17 protein-coding genes are annotated in these 21,471 nt (G+C 75.6%); 7 read left to right on the top strand and 10 right to left on the bottom strand.

The window, feature by feature from the left end; translation table 11 throughout:
- The first annotated feature begins 46 nt into the window (after positions 1-46).
- Positions 47-580, top strand: coding sequence for a ferritin (locus tag AC1UE5_RS14475; protein ID WP_482924602.1), 534 nt, complete (start codon positions 47-49; stop codon positions 578-580).
- Here AC1UE5_RS14475 and selB read toward each other — a convergent pair.
- Genes selB through AC1UE5_RS14490 form a run of 3 tightly spaced genes read right to left on the bottom strand, consistent with a single transcriptional unit; the run spans position 577 to position 3,915 of the window.
- Positions 577-2,046 carry a selenocysteine-specific translation elongation factor gene (selB, locus tag AC1UE5_RS14480; protein ID WP_482924604.1) on the bottom strand — a complete coding sequence of 490 codons (1,470 nt, stop codon included), beginning with the start codon at positions 2,044-2,046 and terminating at the stop codon, positions 577-579. The genes AC1UE5_RS14475 and selB overlap by 4 nt on opposite strands.
- Positions 2,039-3,253, bottom strand: a complete 1,215-nt coding sequence (selA, locus tag AC1UE5_RS14485) for an L-seryl-tRNA(Sec) selenium transferase (protein ID WP_482924606.1) — start codon at positions 3,251-3,253, stop codon at positions 2,039-2,041. The genes selB and selA overlap by 8 nt, the downstream gene beginning before the upstream one ends.
- A gap of 35 nt (positions 3,254-3,288) precedes the next feature.
- Positions 3,289-3,915, bottom strand: a complete 627-nt coding sequence (locus AC1UE5_RS14490) for a molybdenum cofactor biosynthesis protein MoaE (RefSeq protein ID WP_482924609.1) — start codon at positions 3,913-3,915, stop codon at positions 3,289-3,291.
- 49 nt (positions 3,916-3,964) lie between these two features.
- On the opposite strand from AC1UE5_RS14490, the gene AC1UE5_RS14495 reads away from it, so the two are divergent.
- The 4 genes from AC1UE5_RS14495 to AC1UE5_RS14510 are packed head-to-tail and all read left to right on the top strand — an operon-like array spanning position 3,965 to position 8,992.
- Entirely contained in the window at positions 3,965-6,634 is a 2,670-nt protein-coding gene (locus AC1UE5_RS14495) for an AAA family ATPase (protein WP_482924611.1), read from the top strand.
- Between the two features lie 35 nt (positions 6,635-6,669).
- Positions 6,670-7,131 carry a hypothetical protein gene (locus AC1UE5_RS14500; RefSeq protein ID WP_482924614.1) on the top strand — a complete coding sequence of 154 codons (462 nt, stop codon included), beginning with the start codon at positions 6,670-6,672 and terminating at the stop codon, positions 7,129-7,131.
- A gap of 10 nt (positions 7,132-7,141) precedes the next feature.
- The gene (locus AC1UE5_RS14505) at positions 7,142-7,312 is read left to right on the top strand and encodes a hypothetical protein (protein WP_482924617.1); all 171 of its coding nucleotides are present in this window, start codon (positions 7,142-7,144) and stop codon (positions 7,310-7,312) included.
- A 42-nt stretch (positions 7,313-7,354) separates the two neighbouring features.
- On the top strand, positions 7,355-8,992 hold the full coding sequence (locus tag AC1UE5_RS14510; RefSeq protein ID WP_482924619.1) for an acyl-CoA mutase large subunit family protein: 1,638 nt from the start codon (positions 7,355-7,357) through the stop codon (positions 8,990-8,992).
- Here AC1UE5_RS14510 and AC1UE5_RS14515 read toward each other — a convergent pair.
- Together AC1UE5_RS14515 and AC1UE5_RS14520 are read right to left on the bottom strand one after the other, a co-directional pair.
- Entirely contained in the window at positions 8,989-10,989 is a 2,001-nt protein-coding gene (locus tag AC1UE5_RS14515) for a LamG domain-containing protein (protein ID WP_482924621.1), read from the bottom strand. The two genes, AC1UE5_RS14510 and AC1UE5_RS14515, sit on opposite strands and share 4 nt — an antisense overlap.
- A gap of 55 nt (positions 10,990-11,044) precedes the next feature.
- Entirely contained in the window at positions 11,045-11,938 is an 894-nt protein-coding gene (locus AC1UE5_RS14520) for a serine hydrolase domain-containing protein (protein WP_482924623.1), read from the bottom strand.
- A 64-nt stretch (positions 11,939-12,002) separates the two neighbouring features.
- Between AC1UE5_RS14520 and AC1UE5_RS14525 the strand changes: the two genes are divergently transcribed.
- Entirely contained in the window at positions 12,003-12,596 is a 594-nt protein-coding gene (locus AC1UE5_RS14525; protein ID WP_482924625.1) for a hypothetical protein, read from the top strand.
- A 4-nt stretch (positions 12,597-12,600) separates the two neighbouring features.
- On the opposite strand, the gene AC1UE5_RS14530 is transcribed toward AC1UE5_RS14525, so the two are convergent.
- The 5 genes from AC1UE5_RS14530 to AC1UE5_RS14550 form a co-directional block, all read right to left on the bottom strand.
- The gene (locus tag AC1UE5_RS14530; RefSeq protein WP_482924627.1) at positions 12,601-14,466 is read right to left on the bottom strand and encodes a LamG-like jellyroll fold domain-containing protein; all 1,866 of its coding nucleotides are present in this window, start codon (positions 14,464-14,466) and stop codon (positions 12,601-12,603) included.
- Between the two features lie 83 nt (positions 14,467-14,549).
- Entirely contained in the window at positions 14,550-15,656 is a 1,107-nt protein-coding gene (locus AC1UE5_RS14535; protein WP_482924630.1) for a hypothetical protein, read from the bottom strand.
- A 57-nt stretch (positions 15,657-15,713) separates the two neighbouring features.
- Positions 15,714-16,250 (bottom strand): calcium-binding protein, encoded by a 537-nt coding sequence (locus tag AC1UE5_RS14540; protein ID WP_482924632.1) that lies wholly within the window; start codon positions 16,248-16,250, stop codon positions 15,714-15,716.
- On the bottom strand, positions 16,247-17,710 hold the full coding sequence (locus AC1UE5_RS14545; protein ID WP_482924635.1) for a hypothetical protein: 1,464 nt from the start codon (positions 17,708-17,710) through the stop codon (positions 16,247-16,249). Before AC1UE5_RS14545 ends, AC1UE5_RS14540 begins: the two co-directional genes overlap by 4 nt.
- 43 nt (positions 17,711-17,753) lie before the next feature.
- Entirely contained in the window at positions 17,754-19,673 is a 1,920-nt protein-coding gene (locus AC1UE5_RS14550; RefSeq protein ID WP_482924638.1) for a hypothetical protein, read from the bottom strand.
- A 166-nt stretch (positions 19,674-19,839) separates the two neighbouring features.
- On the opposite strand from AC1UE5_RS14550, the gene AC1UE5_RS14555 reads away from it, so the two are divergent.
- Positions 19,840-21,420, top strand: a complete 1,581-nt coding sequence (locus AC1UE5_RS14555) for an acyl-CoA carboxylase subunit beta (protein WP_482924641.1) — start codon at positions 19,840-19,842, stop codon at positions 21,418-21,420.
- The last annotated feature ends 51 nt before the right edge of the window (positions 21,421-21,471 follow it).

Raw genomic sequence — 21,471 nt, forward strand, 5'->3', positions numbered from 1 at the left:
AGTCGGTTTAGGCGCGTTCGGCCGCCCCTGCCGGTAGGTTCTGGCCATGCCTTCCCCCGACCTCACCGCGCTCCTGAACGAGCAGATCGGCCACGAGTTCGCCGCGCAGAACCAGTACATCGCGATCGCCGTGCACTTCGACGCGGAGACCCTGCCGCGGCTGCGCGACTACTTCTACCGGCAGGCGGTCGAGGAGCGGAACCACGGGATGATGCTCGTGCAGTACCTGCTCGACTCGGGCGAGACGCCGCGCATCCCCGCGGTCGTCGCGCCGCAGGTGGAGTTCGGCGACATCGTCGAGCCGGTCGCGCTCGCGCTCGCGCAGGAGCAGCGGGTGACCGAGCAGTTCAACGTCCTCTCCGCGCAGGCGCGCAAGGACAACGACTTCATCTCCGAGCAGTTCCTCAACTGGTTCCTCAAGGAGCAGGTCGAGGAGATGTCGTCGATGTCGGACCTGCTGACGACGGTCAAGCGCGCGAAGGAGAACCCGCTGTGGGTCGAGGAGTACCTCGGCCGCGAGGGCATCGGCGAGGAGGCCGAGGACCCCACGGCGCCCGAGGCCGCGGGCGGCGCGCTCTAGCCCCTCAGCCGCTTCCGCAGCGTCCGCGAGTCGTCGGGGCGGCGGAGCGTGACCTTCGCCGCGTCGAGGTGCTCGAGGTGCGCCTGCGCGAACTTGCGCGACGTCTGCAGGGCGTCGCGCAGCCGGGCGAGGGTGACCGCGCCCTCGGCCTCGGCGATCTCCACGACGCGGCGCTCGACCTCCTGCAGCGCGTTGGGGTGCGCCCACATCGTCTTGCCGAGCCGCACCGCGCGGCCGTGGGCGGCGAGGGCCGGGAGGTGGCGCGCGTCGACGCCGAGCGCGGACTCGAGCGGCGGTTCGTGGCCGGCCTCGCGCAGCCGCTGCTCGAGCGCGAGTGCCTCCGGGGAGAGCGGCGCGGGGGCCTCCGGAGCGCCGCCGCCGCGCAGCTCGGCCACACCGCCCGCCGCCGCCGCGCGCGACTTCCTCGCCCGCGGGTCCACCACGACGCCGCCGCCCAGCGTGTCCGGCGGCGCGATCGAGCGCACGACCACGCGGTCGCCGGCGCGCGCGAGGAGCGGCTGCTCGAGCCGCAGCTGCCAGACGCCGTCGCCGCGGTCGGCCAGGCGGCCGGGCGCCTCGCGGGTGCCGTGGTGGACCTGCACGCGCTGGCCGTGCGTCGCGTCGCGCAGGACCAGGCGCGCGTCGAGGACGTAGGACGGCGCGATGCCCGCGCCGGGTGCCGCGAGGACGTCCCCGCGCGCGACGTCCCGCACCGCGACGCCCGTCAGGTTGACCGCGACGCGCCGCCCCGCCGCCGCGCGCTCGACCGGCGCGTCGTGCACCTGCACGCCGCGCACCCGCGCCCGCAACGTCTCCCCCGCACGCAGCACCTCCAGCTCGTCGCCGCGGCCGATCGTGCCCGACCACAGCGTCCCGGTCACGACGGTGCCCGCGCCGCGGATGGTGAACGCGCGGTCGACGTGGAGGACCGGGACGTCCCCACGCTCGCCACGCCCGGCGACCCGCGCCGCCGCGCGCTCCAGCGCCGCCGCGACGTCCGCGATCCCGTCACCGGTCCGCGCGGACGTCGGCACGATCTCGACGCGGTCTCCCAGCAGCTCGCGCGTCGCGCTCCGCACGCGCTCCACGTCCGCGCCCGCGACGTCGGTCTTCGTGATCGCCACGACGCCCTCCCGCACGTCGAGCGCGCGCAGCACCGCGACGTGCTCGCGCGTCTGCGGCATCACGCCGTCGTCCGCGGCCACGACGAGCAGGAACAGGTCCACCCCCGTCGCGCCCGCGACCATCGTCCGCACGAACCGCTCGTGGCCCGGCACGTCCACGACGCTCAGCCGGCGCCCGCCTGGCAGCGCGAGCGGCGCGTAGCCGAGTTCGATGGAGATGCCGCGCTCGCGCTCCTGCGGCAACCGGTCGGTGTCGACGCCGGTCAGCGCGCGGACGAGCGCGGTCTTGCCGTGGTCGATGTGGCCGGCCGTGCCCAGGACGAGGCCGCGGCCGTCATCCACGCCGCGCCGCCTCCACCGCCGCGGCCACCAGCTCGACCTCGTCGTCGGCCAGCGTGCGCGGGTCGAGCAGGAGCCGGCCCTCGTGCACGCGCCCGAGCACCGCGGGCGTGCCGTGGCGCAGCGGCGTTGCCAGCGCCTCGTCCAGCGCGACCGCCGGTCCGGGCAGCTCCAGCAGCGGCAGCGCACCGCCGCCCACCTTCGCGACGGCGCCCACGAGCTCCCCGCCGGTCAGCTCCGCCAGCCGCGCGGCGCGCGGCGCCGGGTCCTCGCACAGCATCCGCAGCACCGGGATCTCGCGCACGGCGACGGCCGGCTCGCGGTACAGCGCCAGCGTCGCCTCGAGCGCCGCCAGCGAGAGCTTGTCGATCCGCACCGCGCGGGCGAGCGGGTGAACACGGCACGCGTCGACCGCCTCGCGCGTCCCCACGAGCAGCCCCGCCTGCGGGCCGCCGAGCAGCTTGTCGCCGCTGAAGCACACCAGCGCCGCGCCGGCCGCGACGGACGCGCGCACCGCCGGCTCGTCCGCCAGCACGTCCAACTCGGCGAGGTTGCCGCTGCCGACGTCGTCGATCACCGGGACGCCGAGCGTGCACAGCGACGCGACGCTCACCTCCTCGACGAACCCGAGCGTGCGGAAGTTCGACGGGTGGGCGCGCAGCAGCGCGCCGGTGTCGGGTCCGATCGCGGTGGCGTAGTCGCGCAGCCGCGTACGGTTCGTCGTGCCGACCTCGACCAGCCGCGCGCCCGCCTGCGCGACGACCTCGGGGATGCGGAACGCGCCGCCGATCTCGATCGCCTGCCCGCGGGAGACGACGACCTCGCGGCCGGGGCCGGCCAGGGCGGCCACGCTGAGCAGCACCGCGGCGGCGCAGTTGTTGACGGCCAACGCGGCCTCCGCGCCGGTCAGCTCGCAGAGCAGCGCGGCGACGTGGTCCTGCCGCGAGCCGCGCCGCCCGTCGGCCAGCGACAGCTCCAGGTTCGACGAGCCCTCCGCGACCCGCGCGACGGCCTCCCGCGCGGCCTCGGCGAGCGGCGCGCGGCCGAGGTTCGTGTGGACGACGACGCCGGTGGCGTTGAGGACGCGCCGCAGCGAGGGCGCGAGGCGCTCGCGGGCCCGGCGCGCCAGGTCGGCCTCGTCCTCCGCGCCGCGCAGGATCTCCGCCCGGCGCTCCTCGATCACCGCCCGCGCGGCGCTGACAGACCCCACCTCCGCGGCGAGCCGGTCGACCGCGGGCAGAGCTCTCAGGAGGGCACGCTGCCGAGAACCCACTCGCCCTCTTCCCGCTTCCAGATCGGGGCGCGGGCCTTCGCCTCGTCGATGATCTCGCGCCCGCCGGCGAACGCCTCGCCGCGGTGCGGCGCGGACACCGCGATGACGATCGACGGCTCGCTGAGCGGCACCTCGCCGATGCGGTGCTCGACCGCGGCGGCGCACAGCCCGTGGCGCTCGACGGCGGCCTCGGCGATCTTGCGCAGCGACTCGAGCGCCATCTCCTCGTACGCCTCGTAGTCGAGCTTCGGCACGTCGCGGGTGACGCCCTGGAACGTCACGACGGCGCCCGCGCGCGGGTCGCGGACGAGCGCGCTGATCGCGTCGACCGACAGCTCCTCGGAGCGGATCGCCACGTGCACCTGCGCCGCGCCGCCGGACACCGGGGGGATGAGCGCCAGCTCGTCGCCCGCATGCAGCACGACCGCGTCGTCGGCGTACTCGCGGTTGACGGCCATGACGACCGGAAGACCGGTGGTGAGCTCCTCGACGGCGGCCAGCGCGTCGCGGACGGCGGCGCCCTCCGGGAGGTCGAGCTCGAGCTCGCGGCGGCCCGCGCGCTCGCGGAGCTGGGCGAAGAGACGGACGGTCACCTGCATGCGCCTTGATCGTCGCACGTCTTCCCCGAGGGTTTAGATTCCGCGGCCGATGGCCCGGATCCTGGTGGAGCGGGAGCAGCCGCTGGCGGCGTTGCGCGCGGCGCTCGACGAGGCGCGTGCCGGGCACGGCGGGGTCGCGCTCGTCACCGGCGTGCCGGGGCTGGGCACGACGGCGCTGCTCGACGAGGCGGTGCGGCAGGCGTCCGGGCTGCGGGTCCTGCGCGCGTGCGGGCACGAGCTGGAGCAGTCGTTCGCCTACGGGGTCGCCACCCAGCTGCTCGGCGACGTCGTGACCGGCGCGCCCGCGCGCGAACGGGCGCACCTGCTCGGGCTCGTCTGCGACCTGGCCGACGCCGGGCCGCTCGCGCTGGTGGTCGACGACGCCCACTGGGCCGACGAGGCGAGCCTGGGCTGGCTCGCGGACCTGGCCGAGCGGATCGCGGACCTGCCGGTCGCGCTCCTGCTGGGCGCCCGCGATGGAGCGACCGACGAAGGGCTCGCCGCGATCGCGGCGCACGCCCGGACGGCGATCGCGCTCACGCCGTTGAGCGACGCCGGAGTCCGGACCGTGGCCGGCGCGGGCGCGGAGCCTGCGTTCGCCGACGCGTGCGCCGAGGTGAGCGGCGGCAACCCGTTCCTCCTGCACGACCTGCTCGACGAGCTGCGCCGCCGGGAGCTGCCGCCGACGGCCGTGCAGGTGCGGGCGGTCAGCCCGGAGCGCGTGACGCGGCGGATGGAGGCGCGCCTGACGCACCTCGGCGATGCCGCGCGGGCGTGCGCGCAGGCGCTCGCGATCCTCGAGACGGCCTCGCGCGAGGCGGTCGCCGCGCTGGCGGGGCTGGAGCGGGAGGACGCGGAGGCGGCGTTGGACGCGCTCGCCCGCGTGAAGCTCATCACCGGCGACGAGGCCGCGCGGTTCACCCATCCTCTGCTGCGCGCGGCGGTCGCGGCGGGGATCGGCCCCGCGACGACCGCCCGGCTGCACGCGCGGGCCGCGGTCCAGCTGGAGGCGGCGGGCGCGGCGGCGGAGCGGGTCGCGCAGCACGTGGTCGCCAGCGGCGGTGGGAGCGCGGAGGACGTGGCGCGGCTGCGGCGCGCGGCGCAGGAGGCGGCGGCGCGGGGCGTCCCGGCCGAGGCGGCGCGGCTCCTGCGGCACGCGCTGGCGCTGCCGGGCGCGCCGTCGTCGTGCCCGGAGGGCGTGGCGCTGCGGGCGGAGCTGGGCCGGGCGGCGGTCGCGGCGGGCGCGCCGGACGGGCCGGCGCTGCTGGCGGAGGCGTCGGACGCGGCGGCGGCCGGCGGCGATCCCGCGCAGGCCGTCGAGCTGGCCATCGCGGCCGCGCGGCGGCTGCTGCTCGGCGGCGGGACGAGCGCGGCGGCGGAGCTGCTGGAGCGGCGGCTCGCGGACGGGCTGCCGCCGGAGCTGGACCGCGAGGTGCGGATCGTGCTGCTCGGCGCGGTGCACATGGATCCCGCGCTGGCGGGACGCATCCCCGAGACCGCGGAGGACCTGCTCCCGGCGGGCAGACCGCCGCGGACGCACGCCGAGCACGTCCTGCTCGCGGCGTCCGCGCTCACCCGCTGCGTGACGCTGACCGGGACGGCGGAGGACACGCTGCGGCTGGCCCGGCTGGCGTGGGCCGGCGGGCGGCTGCTGGAGGAGGAGGGACCCGAGGGGGCGACGGTCACGTACGTGACGGGCGTGCTCGCGGCGGGCGGCGCGCTGGCCGAGGACGAGCGCATCGCGGACGCGCTGCTGGCCGCCGCGCGCGCCCGCGGGTCGGTCGTCGGGGCGGCCGCCGCGTCGTACGTGCGGTCGGTGCCGCGGCTGTTCGCGGGCGACCTCGTGGGCGCGCTGGCGGACGCCGAGGCGGCGCTGGAGGTGCCGGGGCACGCGTTCGTCGCGGCGGCGATGCTCGTGGTGACGCGGGCGCGGATCGAGCAGGACGACGCCGGGCCGGCGGCGACGATGCTGGCGGGCTTCGACCCGGACGACCCGGCGTTCCCGCCGCTGATGCGGTCCGCGTGGTGGAGCGCGGTCGCGCGGCTGCGGCTCCAGACCGGCGACGCCGCGGGCGCGCTCGAGGCGGCGCAGACCGTGCGAGAGCTGGCAGGGCCCGTGTTCCTCCCCTACCTCGGCGACCACCGGCTGCTGGCGGCGGAGGCGCTGACGCGGCTCGACCGCATCGACGAGGCCGAGCGGCTCGCGCTGGAGGAGCTCGAGCAGCAGCGCGCGTGGGGCGCGCCCGGGCGGATCGGCGCGGCGCTGACGACGCTCGCGCTCGTGCGCGGCGACGACGTGGGGCTGCTCGACGAGGCGGTTGCGGCGCTCGCGCGCTCGGAGGACCGCCTCGACCACGTCGCGGCCCTCGTCGCGCTGGGCTCGGCGCGGCTGGCCACGGGCGACGGCGCCGACCCCGAACCGCCGCTGCGCGAGGCGCTCACCACCGCGCGCCGCCTCGGCGCCCGCCGCCTCGAACGGCTCGCTCGCCACACCCTCGTCGCGGCCGGCCACCCGATCCCCGCACCCCCGATGTCCGAGTCCCTCACCCCGTCCGAGCGCCGCGTCTGCGAGCTCGCCGCCCTCGGCCTCGACGACCGCGAGATCGCCCAGGCCCTCTTCGTCACGGTCACCGCCGTCCGCGCCGACCTCCGCACGGCCCTCGAGAAGCTCGGCGTCCCCGACCGCGCGGCGCTCCACCAAGCCCTCCGCGCCGCCTAGGGGCGAACCTCTCCTACGCGGTCTCTCCGGCCCGCGTGAAGTCCCTCGAGGAGATCGTCTACGAGATCGCCCGCGAGGCGCTCGCCGACCAGGAGCGCCGGATCGCTGGCACGCGCCTCCGGACCGGCACGCTCGTCGCCGCGCACGCGCTCGTGGCGTCGTTCCTCGGCTCCGCCGCCCTGCGCGAGAGCGGGCTCACCGTCGCTGCATGGGGCGCGCTGGCCGTCTTGGCAGCAGCGCTCGCCCTCGCCGCCGTCGTCCTGTGGCCGTGGGACGTGCAGTTCGCGCTCCCTGCCTCGCGGGTGTACGCGCGTGTCGCGTGCCCACCGGCGACCACGGAACACGACGAGGGCGCTTGGCTGCTCACCGTCGCACGGCTCTATGAGCAGGCCGAGCAGTGGAACGCGCCGACGCTCGCGCTCACCGGCCGGTGCAGCGGCGGCATCGCGCTGCTGCTCGTTGCCCAGACCCTGTTCTGGCTGGCGGGGCTCGGGTAGGCTGACAAACATGTCCACGCAAAGAACGCGCATGGATGAGATCGAGTTCACCCGCGAGGAGCTCGACGAGCTGCTTCTCCTCGAGACGGGCGAGACGCGCGGCGACCGGCGCCGGCGGCGTGAGGCGCGCCGGGCGAAGTGGCGCGCGCGGTTGCGGCGCGTGCTCCTCCTCGGGCGCTGACGGCGGCGCGTCGTCAGGGCGCCTGAGCGTAGGCTTCCGCACATGGCGACCGAGCCCAAGGCTGCCGAGGAAGGACTCACCGTCGCACCGATCGTCGGCAAGGACGATCCGCGCCGGTTCACCGACTCCGGCATCGAGATCAAGAAGCTGTACACCGCCGACGACGTCCCGGGCGACCTGGGGGAGCGGCTCGGGGAGCCGGGCGAGTACCCGTACACGCGCGGGCCGCACCGCGAGATGTACCGCAAGCAGACGTGGACGATGCGGCAGTACGCCGGCTACGCCACGGCGCGTGAGTCCAACGAGCGCTACAAGTACCTGCTGTCGAAGGGGTCGACGGGCCTCTCCATGGCGTTCGACCTGCCGACGCAGCTCGGCCTGGACTCCGACGACCCGCGCTGCCTGGGCGAGGTCGGCCGGACCGGCGTCGCGATCGACACGATCGACGACATGCGCGCGGCCTTCGACGGCATCCCGCTCGACGAGGTCTCGACCTCGATGACGATCAACGCGCCCGCGACCGTCCTGCTGCTGCTCTACCAGCTGGTCGGCGAGGAGCAGGGCGTGCCGTCCGAGAAGCTCCGCGGGACGACGCAGAACGACATCCTCAAGGAGTACATCGCGCGCGGGAACTTCATCTACCCGCCCGAAGGCGCGATGCGGCTCACGACGGACCTCTTCGCGTACTGCAAGGAGAACGTCCCGAAGTGGAACACGATCTCCATCTCGGGCTACCACTTCCGTGAGAAGGGCTGCAGCGCCGTCCAGGAGGTCGCGTTCACGCTCTCGAACGGCATCGCCTACGTGCAGGCGGCGATCGACGCGGGCCTGAAGGTCGACGACTTCGCGCCCCGCCTGGCGTTCTTCTTCAACGGCCACAACAACGTCTTCCAGGAGGTCGCGAAGTTCCGCGCCGCCCGGCGGATGTGGGCGAAGATCATGAAGGAGCGCTTCGGGGCGGAGAACCCGAAGTCGATGATGCTGCGCTTCCACACGCAGACCGGCGGCGTGACGCTCACCGCGCAGCAGCCGGTGAACAACATCGTCCGCGTCGCGCTGCAGGGCTTCGCGGCCACGGCCGGCGGCACGCAGTCGCTCCACACGAACGGCTTCGACGAGGCGCTCGCGCTCCCGACGGAGAACGCGGCCCGGATCGCGCTGCGCACCCAGCAGATCCTCGCGCACGAGTCGGGCGTGACCGACACGGTCGACCCGTTCGCCGGCTCGTACTTCGTCGAGGGCCTGACGGACGAGATCGAGGCGCGCGCGACGGAGGTCATCGCCAAGGTCGACGAGCTCGGCGGCTCGGTCGAGGCGATCGAGTTCATCATGAAGGAGATCGACGAGTCGGCCTGGGGCTACCAGGAGCGCTACCGGCTCGAGCAGGACGTCGTGGTCGGCGTCAACCGGTACGTCGAGGACGATCCGGACGTCCCGGACACGCTGAAGGTCGACCCGGCCACCGAGCACGGCCAGGTCGAGCGCCTGAAGCAGTTCAAGGCCGACCGCGACCAGGAGAAGGTCGAGCAGCGCCTGAACGAGATCCGCCGCGCGGCGGAGGGCACCGACAACCTGCTGCCGGTGCTCCGCGAGGCGCTCCGCGACCGCTGCTCGCTCGGCGAGGTCTGCGGCGCGATGAAGGACGTCTTCGGCGCCTACCAGCAGCCGGCGAGCTTCTAGCGTCCCTTGAGGGTGAGGGGGCCGTCGAGCGTGACGGCCTTCCCGCCCTTGGGCGTCACGACGACGCGCAGGGTCACCGGCAGCTTCGCGCCGCGGCGCAGCCGGCTCCTGCCCGTCTTCGTCGCGGCCACCGTCAGCCGTGCGGTGCCCGGCTGCGCGAAGCTGCGCCTGCCGCCCGCCAGGAGCTTCGCGCTCTTCTTGCGCGCGCCCGACGCCTTCGCGGTGCCGGTGTAGAGCCGGAGGGAGACCGTGCCCGCGATCGGGCTCGTGAGCTTCAGCGTCGTGCGCTTGGCGAGGCGCCGCGCACCGAGGGTGGTCAGCTCGGCCTTCGCCGCGGCGAGCAGCCGGCGCGCGGCGCTCTGGGCGGAGACGCTCCCGGCGGCGGTGATCGGGGACCGGACCTCCCACCCGTCGATGGCGGGGAGCGAGGTGACCGCGAACGCGCGGGTCGACTCGGCGCAGTTGCCCGCGGTGTCGCACTGTCGGACGACCGCCGTGTAGTGGCCTTCGCCCAGCGCGACGGGGACGCGCGCGCTGAAGCGGCCGCGCTCGACCGGCACCCCGAACGTCGCGACCGGCGCGCCGCCGTGCAGGACGGTGACGCTCACGGCGCCTTCGTCGCGCGGCCCGGTGGCGGCGGCGCCGCCGACGAACGGCTGGGGGATCGTCGCGTCGCTCGACGGTGACTCGAGCACGAGCCCCTGCGGCGCGACGCCGTCGGAGAGCGCGTCCGCCGACGTGCTCGCGCGGTTCCCGAGGTGGTCGGTCGCGGTCGCGCGGAAGGTGTAGGTGCCGCCCTCGGCCAGCGTCGGCGCGTCGGCGGGGTAGGTGAAGGTGAACGTGCCGTCGCCGGCGACCTGCGCCGGGCCGGTCGCGACGATGCCGCCCGCGCCGTCGAGCACGTCGACCGCGACCGTCACGCGGGCGCCGGAGCTCGCGTCAGCGGTCCGCCCCGCGACGCCGGGCCGTGCGCCCGCGAACGTGCCGGGCGCCGTCAGCGCGACGACGGGCCCCTCGGCGTCGACGGTGGCGGCGGACGTGGTGGTCGCCGCGTTGCCGGCGGCGTCGGTCGCGGTGACGCGCAGCGTCGTCCCGGCGCCGTGGCGCAGGGCGGGCGCGCTGTCGGGGTACGCGACGGTCCAGCGGCCGTCGGCGTCGGCGTGCGCTGACGCGGAGCCGAGCACGCTCCCGTCGGCGTCCAGCACCTCGACCTTCGCGGTGATGCGCTCGGGCGCGCTACCCGCATCGGCGACGACGCCGCTCACGCGGGGCCGCGCGCCGACCAGCCCGCCGGCGTCATCGACGCTGACGGCAGGCGCGGTGGCGTCGAGCTTGTCGTCCTGCAGCGCGACGACGTCCTCGGCGGCCAGCGGCGCGCCGTACAGGCGCACACGCTTGACGCCGCCGGCGCTGCCGTCGTACCAGTCGTCGCGGAAGAGCCGGATCGTGCTGCCGGTGGCCAGGCCGGTCGTGTCGGCGTAGGTCAGCACCGGGGCGCCCTCGACGTACGCGGTCAGCGTTCCGGCCGCGTCGCGGGTGACCACGACCTGGCGCCACGTCCCGGCGGGGACCACCGCGCCCGACGACGCGGCGACGTCGGCGCCGCCGCGGACGACCACGAGCCGGCCGTCGCGGACGTAGATGCCGTCGTCGCTGCGGCCGGAGGAGAAGTCGATCAGGCGCCGCTTGCCGCTCACCGTCGTCATGCGCACGAGCGCGACGAGGGTGTACGAGGCCGGCGCGGCCGCGTTGAGCTGCACGCCGCTGTACTGGCGGACGCTGCGGAACCGGCGGCCGGCGTCGGTGCCCCACCCGTTCCCGCCTCCGGAGTCGCCCATGGTGGCGGCGCCGCGCGAGGCGGTGTACGTCGCGTTCAGGTCGAACGCGGCGACCGGCGCGGGCGGCGCGGCGAGGGCGGGAGCGGGGACGGCCACCGCCGCGGCGGCGAAGCCGAGCGCGGCGGCGGGGACGCGAAGATCGAGCGGGGGACGGCGCACGTCCCCGTTCGTCGGACGTTCAGCGCACTGCTTGACGGTGCAACGACCGCCGGTGTCAGGCGGCCGACCGCCTCCGGCGCGGCTCCGGCTGGCCCATCCCCAGCAGCTTCACGCCGGACGACGTGAGCGGGCCCGCGATGGCCGCGTTGGCGAGCAGGACGACGCCCTCGCGCGTACGCGGGTTGATCGCCGCGAACGAGGCCGAGCCACCCGTCCCGCCGTTGTGCCAGAGCAGCGGGCCGCGGCGCTGCCAGCCCAGCGCGGGCTCCTCCGCGTCCAGCTCCGCGGCGAGGAACCGCAGCTGGTCGGCGACCGTCGAGCGCAGCGCGCCGGCGCCGAGGAACTGCGGCATCGTCCACGGCGGCACCTCGCGCCCGCGCGCGTGCGGGGTGGCCAGCCGCGGCGCCGGGTCCAGGCCCGTGTCCTCCATCCCGAGCGGCGCGCAGATGCGCGACGCGATGAGGTCCTCCCACGGCGCGCCGGCCCGCGCCGCGAGGGCCTGGCCGAGCAGCGCGGCGCCGAGGTTCGAGTAGCGGCGCCGCCGCCACGGCCGCGAGCGCACGCGCGCGACGGCCCGCTGCATCGTCGCGAGGTCGATGCTCGCGTACGGGTCGGCCTTGTCGGTGCTCGCGCGCAGGATCGGGATCGACAGGCGCGGCAGCCCGGCGCGGTGGGTCGCCAGCTGCTCCAGCGTGATCCCGCCGGGAACCTGCCACGGCGCGGGCAGGCAGTCGGCGAGCCGGTCGCTCCGGGAGACGACGCGCTCGGCTTCGAGCGCCTGGAGCAGGCGCGTGTTGTAGACCTTCGTCAGCGACCCGAGCTCGTACGCCCAGGCGGCGTCGGCGTCTCCGTGGGTGGTGACCTCCGTGCCGGCGGCACCGAGCCGGCCGGCGACGATCCCGCCTCCGCGGGTCTTGGCTGCGAGGCGATCGAGGGCGTCGTCATGCACGGGAAGGAGTGTCGTCGATGGGCCCCGAAGACCGTCCGCGATGCCCGAAGCCGCACGCACGCTTGTGAAGTCGCCCCCGGAGCTCTGGGCGGAGATCTCCGACCCCGACGCGCTGGCGCGCCATCTCGGCGCGTTCGGTGAGATCCGCATCACCCGGCTCGAGCCTGAGACCACCGTCGCCTGGGAGGGCACCCGCGCACGCGGCACGGTCGGTCTCGAGCCTGCCGGCTGGGGGACGAAGGTCACGGTCATCGCCGAGGAGATCGACGCCCCCGAGCTTCCCGAGGACAGGACGACCGCTACGGCGGACGCGCCCGAGCTGGCGCCTCCGCCCGTCCACCCCACCCCCGCGACGGAGCCCGGCGGGAACGCCGGCTCGGACGTCGCGGACCCCTCCGACGCGCTGCCTCGCAGCGGCGTCCGCGGCCTCTTCGCCCGCCTGCTCAGGCGGCGCGAGGAGGCCGTGGAGGACGGGGCGCCCGACGCTGCCGCGGAGCCGCAGCCGGAGCCGGCCGCCGAGCCCGCGCCCGCGCCGGTCGCGGAGGCCGTCCCCGAGGTCGAACCGGAGGTCGTCGACCAGCGCGGCGCCGACGAGGTGCTCGACGACATGCTCGCCAGCCTCGGCTCGGCGCGCCACCGCCCCTTCTCGCGCGGCTGAGCCGCTAACGCTTCGCCGTCACCTGCCGCTCGGCGCGCACGCCCCCGAGCGTGACGCGCACGCGCACGGCGAGCCGCCGCTTGCCGCGCAGCCGCGTGCGGCCGGCCTTCGTCGCCTTCAGCGCCACGTTGCCGCCGCGGGCCCGGCCCTGCGCGAGCAGGATCTTGCCGCGCCGGTCGTAGACCGCGACGACCGTGCCGGCGGGTGCGGACAGCGCGAGCTCGACCGTGCGCCCGGCCGCCAGCGGGCCGAGCCTCAGGCCGCGCACGGCGGGGCCGAGGAGCGAGCCGGCGGTCGGCTGCGGGAGAACGGGCGCGGTGCCGCGCGGGACCGCGGGGGCCGTCGCCGGGCCCGCCGGAGGGGCGGCCGGGGGCGCGGGCGGGCCCGGAGCGCCGGGGTCGACCGGCTCCTCACCGCCGCGCGGCTCCTCCTCACCCGGATCCGTCACCGGGTCCGGCCCGATCCGCAGCGCGCGCCGCGCGGTCTGGCACTGGTTGACGCGGTCGCAGTGCTCGGCGACCAGCGTGTACTCGCCGTCCTCGAACGGCAGCGCGACCTCCTCGCCCGCCTCCTCGTCCCAGACGAGGCGCTGGACCTCGCCGCCCCACGCGCCCTGGGCGTCGACCGAGAGCTCGGCGCGCGCGACGTCGTCGTCCTCGTCCGGGTCGCATGGCGTCGAGGCCGGGCACACGCGGAGGAACACCTGGTCCCCGTCGCCCACCCCGCGGTGGACCGTGCCTGCGACGAACGGCGTGCGGTCGGGGGTCGACGCGGCGGGCGCGGTGAACGCGAGGCCGGTCGGGCCGGTCGTGTCGGCGACGAGCGCGATCCGGTCGGTGCGCTCGTGGCCGAGCGCGTCTCGGGAGCGGACGGCGAGGTCGTAGGCCGCACCGTCGACCAGGGCCGGCCACGGCCCGGCGTGGAAGCCGGTCTGGATCGCCTCGAACCCGAGCGACCAGGCGTTGCCCGCCGACGCGACCGGGGCGGTGACGGGGCTCCCGTCGCGCTCCAGCCACGTGTCGATCGCGAGCGGCCCGGTGCCGTCGTCGGTCACGGTCCCACTCACCTCGGTCTGCGGCCCGACCGGCACGACCCCTTCGACCGGGAACGGCAGCGACACCCGCGCCGCGCCGGTCACCGCGTCGTCGCGCGGGCTCAGCGCCGCGACCGCCGCCGGGCCCGCCGCGTCGCGGAACGCGCGCAGCCGCGCCACCGACGCGGTCACGTCGGGCGTCCCGAGCAGGCGGTAGCGATACCGGTAGCCGTCGGCCTGCGTGCTGCCCTCGAGCTGCAGCCGGCGGGCGTTGACGTCGTCGACCGTGCCCTGCGGCGCGCCGTCGACGTACCAGCGCACCAGGCCGGCGAAGTCGCGCTCGAGCACGAGGTGCGCCCACGCGCCCTCGGTGACGGTCGCGGGCGTGGTGGCGGTCGGCGCGTGGACGGTCACGCCGTCGTCGACCACCACGTGGCCGCCGTCGAGGTAGAGACCCGGCCCGCCGCTCCCGGCGCTGGTCAGCGCCACGAGCCGGACACGCCCGGCGGCGTCGCCGACGTCCTCCAACCGCAGCAGGACGCTGATCGCGTAGCTCGACCGCGACGCGTCGAACCGGTCGAGCGCGACCGCGAGCTGCTGGCCCGGGCCGAACCGCGCGACCGGCCGCGTCGCGGCGCCGACCTGCGCGGCGGCGAAGGTGCCGTCGCTGACGAGCGGCGGGAGCGACTCCGGGTCGTACGCGGCGGACGCGGCGAGCGACCCCGCGAGATCCCAGACGGCGTAGACCTCGGCCGCCGCGGAAGCGGCCGCCGGGACGGCGGCCACCCCCGCGGCGACGCTCAGGAGGGCGAGGGCGAGACGGCGGGCTCCGGGCATGGACCGGAACCTAGGTCCGGTCCGCCCGGCCCACATCGGGGTTTCCCCCGGCGTGCGCCCCGCTCAGGGACGCCGGGGCGTGCCTACTTGGTGGCGCGCTTGAGCGTGATCTTCTGGTCGGTGGCGACCGGCTTGCCGCCCTTGGGCGTGAAGACGACGCGGACCGTGACGGTCAGGCGCTTCTTGCCCTTGGTGATGGCCTTGGCGCGCTTGGTCGGCTTGACCTTGACGGTGCCGTTGCCGGCCTTGGCGAACGTCCTCTCGCCGGAGGCGATCAGGTTCTTCGGCGCCTTCGCCGTCTTGGCGGCCTTCTTCTTCTTGGCCGCGGCCGCGTAGGCGACGACCTTCTTCGGCGCCGCGCCGCTGAACTGCTGGATCTGCAGCGTGCCGGGGCTAGTGACGGTCACCGGGACGGTCTGCGGCTTGGTGACGCCGGCGACGCCGCCCTTGACGAGGTTCTGGATCGTCGTCTGGAGGAGCCGCTTGGCGATCTCCTTCGGGGTGACGATCGTCGCCGGGACGGTCGGGGTGACCGGCGCGGCGACCGGCGCGGCGGGCACGGCGGGCGCGGGCGGGCACAGCTGCGAGGCACGCCGCTCGACGAACGTGGTGACCATCACCGTGTTCGGGTCGTTGAACTCGCCGGTCTTGCGGACCTCGGTCGTCGAGACGAGGTAGTCGGCCGGGAGGGCGCGCGACCAGGTGCCGGCGAACGTGCCGTCGCCCTGGGCGGTCAGGTCGCCGTACACGTACTCGGAGTCCGAGTAGCGGTCGGTCACGACCTCCGGGTAGGCCGAGACGTCCGCGATCTCGGCGGTGCCGTTGCGCGTGCCGGTGAACGTCGTGCTGCCGCCGCAGGTGACGAGCGCGGGACGACCGTTGTACGTCGTCTCGGCGATGACCGCCTTGGTGTTGGCGTTGAGCACCTGGACGACGTCGCCGGCAGCGACGTCGAACTCGCTCCACCACTCGAAGTCCGGCCGGGCCGTGCCGACCACGACGCCACCGCGGAGGACCTGGACCGTCGCGGCGACGTCCGTGTTGTAGACGTTGATGCTGTTGCCCGAGTTGGCGGCGGTGGGCACGCCGTCGTAGATGCCGATCGCCGTGTAGGCCGAGGCGGCGGGGGCGGCGACGGCGGTCGCGGCCAGGGCGGCCGTGACGGCGAGGCCGGTCTTGCGGAGGTTCATGGGCGCTCCATGCGGGTGGGGAACCCGGTCTGGTCCATCAGACCGGATGTCGGACGATCACCGTGATCGGCAGTCGGTGCGGTGTTCTGTATCCCTCTGGACGTCTCTCGTCCGGTCGCAGACCGCCAGGTCGCGCCCGCTTCCGCCTTCGAGCCGGTCGCGGCCCGCGGCGCCGTTCATGCGGTCCGGTCCGCCGGCTCCGTAGAGCCGGTCGGCGCCCGCTCCGCCGTTGAGGACGTCCGCGTGGCGGCCGCCGACGAGCCGGTCGTCGCCGGCCTCGCCGTGGAGCCGGTCGCGGCCGCCGCCCCCGATCACGAGGTCGTCGCCGGCGCCCGCGTAGATCACGTCCGCGTCGCTCGTCCCATACAGGACGTCGTCGCCGTCGGTGCCGCGGATGACGTTCGTCGCCGCGCCGCCGCGCTCGACCCCGTCGGGGATCATGCCGGTGATCGAGCGGGGCGGCCCGTTCGGGACCAGCGGCGGGAGCTGCGACACGAGTCCGGGACCGGTCCCGACGTGGTCGGCGGCCTCGCCCGCGGGCACGGCGGCGACCAGCGCGAGCGCCACGGCGACGCCGGGCAGCACGCGCCTCATCCCGCGCCCACCGTGGCCGCCGGGCTGGTGCGGGCGCCCACCCGCAGGCGCAGCGCGGCGCCGCGCGCGAGGCGGATGCGGTGCTCGGCCGGGCCGGGCCGGGCGCCGCGCAGGGTGGCCAGCGGCGTCCACGATCCGGCGTGCCGGCGCTCGACGACGACGGACGCGCCCGCCGCCTCGGCGGGCAGGTCGCTCCACAGCAGCACCTCTCGCGGGCCGATGCGGTCGGCGGTGAGCGGGAACGCGAACGCGCGCGCGAACGGCTTGGCGGGGCCGGGCACGCCGGACGGCAGCCGGTGCGTGAGCCCGGCGGGCCGCTCACGGCCGTCGAGCCGCACGGCCGGGTCGGTCACGAAGTGCCAGAGGACGAGCTCGGCGCCCGCGCGCCACAGCCGGTGCAGCCCGCGCGAGACGTACCGCGCCTGGTCGGCCGCGGGCACGCGCGGCGCGGCGCCGCTCTCCCAGTTCAGCTCGGTGATCCACAGCCGCTCGCTGCTGCCGGACGCGACGCCGCCCTGGCGCCGCGCGGCCGCGACGGCGCGCTGGACCTTCCCGACGTCGGCGATCGCGAAGTCGAGCCGCGAGCGCGCGCGGCGGTCCGGGTCGCCGACCGACAGCGGGTGGAGCGCGATCGCGTCGAACCGCGGCGGGTCAGTGCACGGGATGCCGCGCGTCGACGGCGGCGGCTCGAGGCAGAGGAACGCGTGCCAGAAGCGCGTCGGCGCGGTACGGCCGGTGCCGTCGCGGGACTCGCCGACGGGCGCGACGCCGGCGGTGCCGACCTGCGCGCCGGGCTGCGCGGTGTGGACGGCGTCGGTGAACGCGGTCTGCATGCGCCGGTACCAGAGGGCCGCGAAGGGCTCCCACCTCCTGCCGCGCGCGACCCACTGCGGCTGCAGGTAGTTCGGCAGGTTCGGCTCGTTCCAGGGCTGGAAGCGGCGCACGCGCGGCAGCGTCGCGCCGGGGACCTTGGGATCGGGGTACGTCCCGTCGTAGCGGCGGGCGAGCGCGGCGCCGAAGTCCGCCAGCGCGCGCGGGTCGGGCGCCCACGTCCCGCCGGCGGCGAACCGCCAGCGGCCCGGCAACTCGGCCCACGCGGGCGCGGCGAGGACGTAGAGGAGCGGGTCGAGGCCCTGCGCGACGGCGCGCTTGACGTTGGCGTCGATCGCGTCGAGCCGGTACGCGGGGTGCGCGGGATCGCGCAGGTCGCCGGCCGGGCGCGTGCGGCCGTGGATGTAGCCGCGCCAGTGGACCGGGAGCCGCGCGACCGTGCCGCCGAGCCCGCGCACGACCTGCAGCGCGGCGGGCGGCACGAGCGGGTTGGGGTCGTAGCCGAGCCGCGCGTCGGAGACGCCGCGCTCCCAGGCGGAGACGGGCGTGGCGGCGGCGCCGGCCGTGGCCGGCGCCGCGGCGAGCGCAGCGAGGAGCACGGCGGCGAGGAGCGACAGGCGGCGGGGCACGTCCCCACGCTTGTCGGCACCTCGCCGCCGCGGTGAAGCGGCGCTACCGCTTCAGCGTCAGGCGGCGATCCTCCGCGACCGGCGTGCCGCCGCCGGCCGGGGTGAAGGTCGTCCGCACGGTCACGCGCACCGAGCGCTTGCCGCGCACGAGGCGCTTGGCCCGCTTGGTCGGCGTGACCTTCACCGTCGCCGCGCCCGCGCGCTTGACGGTCGCCGTGCCGCTGGCGATCGCGTTGGCCGGGAGCTTCGCGGCCTTGGCCTTCTTCTTCCGCGCGGCGCTCGCGTACGCGGTGACCTTCTTCGGCGCCGAGCCGGCGAAGACCACGACCTGCACCTGCCCCGGCGTGCTGGTGCCGGCGCTGACCGACCACGGCTTGAGCAGGCTCTTCAGCCCGCCGCGCTCCAGCACCGACACGGCGGACGCGAGGAACGCGGGCGCCGCCGGCACGGTCGGCAGGACGTTCGGGCGCACGGGCGGCAGGCCGGTCTGACCCGCCGGGCGCTGGAGCTCGCCGTGGACCGGCGGGTACAGCACCGTCCCCACGCCCCGGGCGACGCGGAAGCCCTGCGTCGTGGTGCCGCAGTTGCCGACCGCGTCGCATTGGGCGACCTCGGCCACGTAGTCGCCGTCGGCGAGCGGCGGCAGCGTCTGGTCGAGATCGAAGTCGTAGAGCACCGCGCTCCAGCGGCCGCCCACGACGTCGCCGATGCCGAGCCCGGCGAAGCGGTCGAGCGCGGTCTCGTCGAACGGGTCGGGCGCCGTCGTGCCGCGCCAGAGCGTCACCCACACGACCGCCTCGTCGCGCGCAGCGGTGCCGCCGGTGCCCGTGAGGACTGGGGTGCCGGACGTGCCGGGTGCGTCGACCCCGGGCACCGGCGCGGTGGCGTCGATGCGGATCGGCAGGGAGCCGGTCGTCGCGTTGCCGCGGCGGTCGGTCGCCGTGGCGCAGATGGCGTAGGCGCCGCCGTCGTGCAGGCCGCCGACCTCGGGGTACTCCTCGAACCAGGTCGTCGCGGTGAGCGCGTCGTAGCCCGGGAACACGCCGCCCGCCACGTCGGTCCCGCTCGCGAGCACCGTGCCCGCGCACGTGCCGGCGCGGACGCTCCAGTCGACGACGAGCGGCCCGGTGCCGTCGTCGTCGGCCTCGCCGGCCACCTCGGGCGCGGCCATCCACCGCTCGCCGCCGTAGTCGACGGTGTACGTGTCGTCGATCTCGACGCGGGCAGGCGCGGCGGTGTCGGCCACGGCCGCGGTCGCGGCGTCGAGCTCCTCGGTGCTCAGCGCACCGTCCCACGTGCGCACGCGCGCGACCCGCGCCGCGCCCGCGCCGGGGCCGAGGAGCCGGACGTGCGCGCCGAACGTCGAGGGCGCGGCGCCCGCGACGGTCGCCGAGTCGCCCTGGCGGTCGATCCGCACGCTGCCGGCGAGCGAGCGGCTGACGACGACCGACTGCCACGCGCCGTCGGCGACCGGGCCGACCTGGGTGAACGTCGCGCCCGGCGCGTTCCACCAGCCCAGCACGCCGTCGCGGACGACGACCCCGGAGCCCGACACGCCCGCGTCGAACGAGAGCACCGGCACGTTGTCACCGGACGCGACGTCGTTCGGATCGGCGTCGTCGAGCCGGAAGCTCACGGCGATCGCGTACCGCTCGGGCGACTCGAGCCCGTGGCCGGGGACGGTCAGGCCCTGGCCGGCAGCGAGGTCCGCCACGCCCTTGCGCGGCGCCGCGATGCTCGGCTCCTGCACGAAGGACGGGGCGCCGCCGACAGGCGCGAGCGCGAGGTCGGGCGCGGGCAGGTCCCAGTCGAGCGGGACGGCGTAGGAGGCCGTCAGGTCGGCGTCGAGGTCGTACGACGTCGCGAGCGTGCCGGCGGTCGCCGGAGCCGACGCGCCGAGCGTCAGCGCGAGGGTCGCCGCGCCGAGCAGGGACGCTCGTCGCAGCCGCGGGGGCAGGATCAAGGCAAGCACCTCCGTGGTGCCAGGGAAAGAGGTCTCAGGCAGGCGCGTCCGTGCGCCGCCCGCGGGAGCCTAGAGCAGCGATCCCTGTCCAACCGCCGGATCCGTACGACCGTCCAGGTGGGTCCGGAGCCGCCGGAGCCCGCCTCCCGGTAGGTTCCACCGCTCCATGAGCCCGAAGACCCCACGCCAGAAGAACCCTGAGACGTTCGAGGAGAAGGTCGCACAGCTCCAGGAGCTGCGCGAGGCGGCCGTCCACTCGGCGCCCGAGGCGGAGAAGAAGCAGCACGACAAGGGCAAGTACACGGCCCGCGAGCGCATCGAGAAGCTCCTCGATCCTGGGACGTTCCAGGAGCTCGACACCTTCGTGCGCCATCGCACCTCCGACTTCGGGATGGACAAGAACCGTCCCTGGGGCGACGCGGTCGTCACCGGCCACGGCCTCATCGACGGGCGCCGCGTCGCGGTGTTCTCGCAGGACTTCACGGTCTTCGGCGGCTCGCTCGGCGAGGTCATGGGCGAGAAGATCGTCAAGGTCATGGACTTCGCCGCCAAGGTCGGGTGCCCGGTCATCGGCATCAACGACTCGGGCGGCGCGCGCATCCAGGAGGGCGTCGTCTCGCTCGGCGCCTACGGCGACGTCTTCGTGCGCAACGTCAAGTGCTCGGGCGTGATCCCGCAGATCTCGCTGATCATGGGCCCGTGCGCCGGCGGCGCGGTCTACTCCCCCGCGATCACCGACTTCATCATGATGGTGAAGGAGACGTCGCACATGTTCATCACCGGGCCTGACGTCATCAAGACGGTCACCGGTGAGGAGGTCGGGTTCGAGGAGCTCGGCGGCGCGATCTCGCACAACCAGAAGTCGGGCGTCGCCCACTTCGCCGCCGACGACGAGGACGCGTGCCTCGAGGACGCGCGGTACCTCTTCAGCTTCCTGCCGCAGAACAACCTCGAGCAGGTCCCGCGGGTGCTCCCGACCGACGACCCGCAGCGGATGGACGAGGAGCTCGACGGGCTCGTCCCGGCCGACCCGCAGAAGCCGTACGACATGCGCGACGTGATCCGCCACATCGTCGACGACGGCGAGTTCCTCGAGGTCCAGGAGCTCTTCGCGCCGAACATCGTCTGCGGCTTCTCTCGCCTGGACGGCTACGCGGTCGGCGTCGTCGGCAACCAGCCGCGCCAGATGGCCGGCGTGCTCGACATCGACGCGTCCGAGAAGGCCGCGCGGTTCATCCGCACCTGCGACGCGTTCAACATCCCCATCTTCACGCTCGTGGACGTGCCGGGCTTCCTGCCGGGCACCAAGCAGGAGTGGGGCGGCATCATCCGCCACGGCGCCAAGCTCCTCTACGCCTACACGGAGGCGACCGTCCCGAAGGTCACGGTCATCACCCGCAAGGCGTACGGCGGCGCGTACGACGTCATGGGCTCCAAGCACCTCCTCGCGGACATGAACTTCGCGTGGCCGACCGCGGAGATCGCGGTCATGGGCCCCGAGGGCGCGGTCAACATCATCTACCGCAAGGACCTCGCGTCGTCGCCGACGCCGGACGAGCGGCGCGCCAAGCTGATCGAGGACTACAAGGCGCGGTTCGCCAACCCCTACACGGCGGCCGAGCGCGGCTACGTCGACGACGTGATCATCCCGTCGCAGACGCGCCCGAAGGTCATCGACGCGTTCGCCGCGCTGCAGACCAAGCGCGAGCCGGGCCCCAAGCGCAAGCACGGCAACATCCCGCTGTAATCGCCCAGGGGCGATTCCAGCCGGGAGTGTCCGCCCAGGGGGCGGAACTCC

Source organism: Parviterribacter multiflagellatus, from assembly GCF_056863265.1.